We start from the raw sequence: 3,117 nt of genomic DNA, 5'->3' as shown, positions 1-3,117 counted from the left end.
GTATCTCGGCGTGCGCACCACGCCCGTCTACTGCACCAAGATCGCCTCGAAGCTGGCGCGGACCTACACCGACCGGCACGGGCTGAAGGACCTGACCCGGGAGTTGATCGGCGTCGACCTCTCCAAGGTCCAGCAAAGCTCCGACTGGGGCTCGGCAAGCCTGTCCGATGACCAGGTGGCCTACGCGGCCTCCGACGTCCTGCACCTGCATGCGCTGCGCCGGCGGCTGGACGAGATGCTGGTCCGCGAGGGCCGAGACCACCTGGCCACGGCCGCGTTCCAGTTCCTGCCGCACCGCGCCGTCCTGGACGTGGCCGGCTGGGAGGACGTGGACATCTTCGCCCACTCATGAGCGCCGCCGGCACCTCCCTTCCCGAGCCGCCCCTGTCGGAACCCCGGCGTGTCGATTTCGAGCGCTGGCGTCGGCGGTCGCGGCTGATCCGCACCCTCAGGGTCGTGCTGCCGGCGACCATTGCGCTGATCTTCATGGGCCTGGTTGGCAGCGTGGCCTGGTCGACGTTCAACGCCCAGCCGAAGCAGGCGACCGGCGGCGACGAGCCGATCCGACTGGTCAAGCCGCGCTTCGTCGGTCGCGACGACAAGGGCCGCGCCTTCGTGCTCACCGCCGAGAGCGCCGTTCGCGACCGGCTGGACTACCAGCGGGTGATGCTGAAGACGCCGGCCCTGGTGCTGGACGAGGGCGGGGCGGACGAGATGCGCATCAACGGCGCCGATGGCGTCTTCCACGAACAGAGCGGCAAGCTGGAGCTTTCCGGCGGCGTGCGCCTGGCCGACACCAAGAACGCCTTCGCCACCGCCGCATCGCTGTTCGACACCAAGACCGGCGAAGTCGTCGGTTCAGCCCCCATTCAGGGCGCAGGTGGTCTTGGAGAAATCAACGCGAAGTCCTATGGCGTCTACGACAAGGGCGATCGCATGGTCTTCAAGGGTGGCGTCCGCACCCGCCTCGAAACCAAGAAGTGACGCGTACACGCAAACGGCCTGGCCCAATGAAGGCAGTCATGAAGTCTCTCGCCACCCCTATCGTCCTGGCCCTCGGCCTCCTGGCCCCCGGTCTTCTGGCCGGCGCGGCCCAGGCCCAGCAGCTCGGCCCCAACGCCAAGGGGCCGGTGGACATCGCCGCGGACGAACTCGAGGTGCAGAACAAGCAATGCGTCTCCACCTGGCGCGGCAAGGCCGAGGCCCTGCAGGGTGAGGCGCGGCTGCGCGCCGACACGATCAAGGCGGTGTTCGAGCCCAAGGCCGGCGCCTCGGGCGCCACCGGCGCCGGCGCCTGCGGCGACCTCCTGCGCATGGAGGCCCACGGCTCGGTCTTCTACGTGACCTCCAAGGACCAGCGGGTGCGTGGCGACGACGCCGTGTACGAGGCCGCCTCCGACACCGTGACCATGACCGGCGACGTGGTCGCCGTGCAGGGCCAGAACGTGCTGCGCGGCACGCGCATGGTGTTCAACACCCAGACCGGCGAGGGCCGCATGGTCGGCGGGGGCGGCGGCAACCGGCCGCGCGGCGTGTTCTATCCGTCCAAGAAGGACAAGCCCCAGACGGAAGCCAAGAAGTGACGGAAGCGAAGAAGTGACGGTCGCCCAGCGCGTCGAGACCAAGGGCGCGATCCCCACCGAGGGGCTGGTCGTCGACAATGTCGGCAAGTCGTTCCGCGGCCGGCCGGTGGTGAAGGGCGTCAGCCTGCGCCTCTGCCGGGGCGAGGTCGCGGGCCTGCTCGGCCCCAACGGCGCAGGCAAGACCACCTGCTTCTACATGATCACCGGCCTGATCCCGGCCGACTACGGCGCGATCTACCTCGACGGCGAGAACATCACCGCCCAGCCGATGTACCAGCGCGCCCGGATGGGCGTGGGCTACCTGCCGCAGGAGACCTCGATCTTCCGCGGCATGAGCGTGTGGGAGAACGTCATGGCCGTGGTCGAGCTGCGCCAGCGCGACCACAAGAAGGCCCGGGAGACGGTCACCCAGCTCCTGGAAGAGCTGCACATCGAGCACCTTCGGAACGCTCCCGCCGTCTCGCTTTCCGGCGGCGAGCGGCGCCGCGTCGAGATCGCCCGCGCGCTGGCCTCCGAGCCCAGCTTCATGCTGCTGGACGAGCCCTTCGCCGGCATCGACCCGCTGGCCATCGCCGACATCCGCGAGGTGATCAGCTATCTGAAGCAACGCGGCATCGGCATCCTGATCACCGACCACAACGTGCGCGAGACGCTCGACATCATCGACCGCGCCTCGATCATCCACGCCGGCGAGGTGCTGTTCGAGGGCAGCCCCGAAGAGATCGTCGACGACCCGGAAGTCCGCCGCGTCTACCTGGGCGACCGCTTCAACGGCTAGCGGCCTCGCGGCGCGCTGGTGCGGCCGCCCTCCCGAACTCACCGCTCGCGGCCGCGCGCCCATGCCGCCTGCGAACGGCCGGCCGGCGTTCCGTCCCGCGGCAGGAGCCGGCGGGGCTGACACGGACGTGGGGCGCTGGACTCGTCCCTCTCCGTTTCGAGCGCCTGCTTCCCGGCCGAGGCGCCCAACGTCCGCCTGTTGGCTGGAGTCCACCAGGGGAGAATCGACCCCTTAGAGACCTCGCGTGTCCTCTTCCAGGTCCGGAGGGTAACGGAACAACGATAGAACACTAAGCAACACATCCCGAATCCACCCGGGGGCCTGCATTCGCAAGGTCCGGTCAGGGGTCGGCCGGCCAACGTCCGGCCATAGCGGCGGTGCGCCGATGACCGGGTGCGACCCACTTGACGGGAGGCGTCGGCGCGACAAATGTCAGGGAAACCTTGACAAGGGTGCGATATGTCGAAGCTCGTCGATTGGGTGCGCAAGGCCGGCTTGGTGTTGCCGCCGGTCAGCGCCTGGAACAACGATACAGCCGCCAGCCTCGCGTTCCTCGATCCGCTTCTATCCGGGCGCGACGCCGTCTTCCTTGGGGAAATGGACCACTTCGTCCACGAGAAGACGGACTTTCGCCTGCTCCTCATCCGCTATCTAGTTTCGCGCGGATGGACGCGGTTGGCCGAGGAGATGAGCTGGTCGGACGGCGTGCGAGTCGGCCGCTACCTGGGCGCTGGCGAGGACGCGCAGCTCGAGCGC

At 68.7% G+C, this 3,117-nt stretch carries 4 protein-coding genes and 1 pseudogene (1 of these 5 only partly in view); all 5 read left to right on the top strand.

Annotation, left to right across the window (positions count from 1 at the left end; genetic code table 11):
• Window positions 1-352: pseudogene (locus QZV94_RS18570) on the top strand (ribonuclease D) (it extends 267 nt beyond the left edge of the window).
• The gene (lptC, locus tag QZV94_RS18565; protein WP_293680182.1) at window positions 349-984 is read left to right on the top strand and encodes an LPS export ABC transporter periplasmic protein LptC; all 636 of its coding nucleotides are present in this window, start codon (window positions 349-351) and stop codon (window positions 982-984) included. The pseudogene QZV94_RS18570 and the gene lptC overlap by 4 nt, the downstream one beginning before the upstream one ends.
• Window positions 985-1,022: 38 nt before the next feature.
• A complete protein-coding gene (locus tag QZV94_RS18560) occupies window positions 1,023-1,583 on the top strand; it encodes an LptA/OstA family protein (RefSeq protein ID WP_293680180.1) in 561 nt (186 codons plus the stop codon).
• 49 nt (window positions 1,584-1,632) lie between these two features.
• A complete protein-coding gene (lptB, locus tag QZV94_RS18555) occupies window positions 1,633-2,361 on the top strand; it encodes an LPS export ABC transporter ATP-binding protein (RefSeq protein WP_293680210.1) in 729 nt (242 codons plus the stop codon).
• Between the two features lie 459 nt (window positions 2,362-2,820).
• Window positions 2,821-3,117 (top strand): hypothetical protein (locus tag QZV94_RS18550; RefSeq protein ID WP_293680178.1); only part of this gene is annotated, 297 nt, incomplete at its 3' end.

It is taken from the genome of uncultured Phenylobacterium sp. (assembly GCF_902826855.1).
Taxonomy (GTDB): Bacteria; Pseudomonadota; Alphaproteobacteria; order Caulobacterales; family Caulobacteraceae; genus Phenylobacterium.
This window is presented reverse-complemented; position numbering and strand designations above follow the sequence as displayed.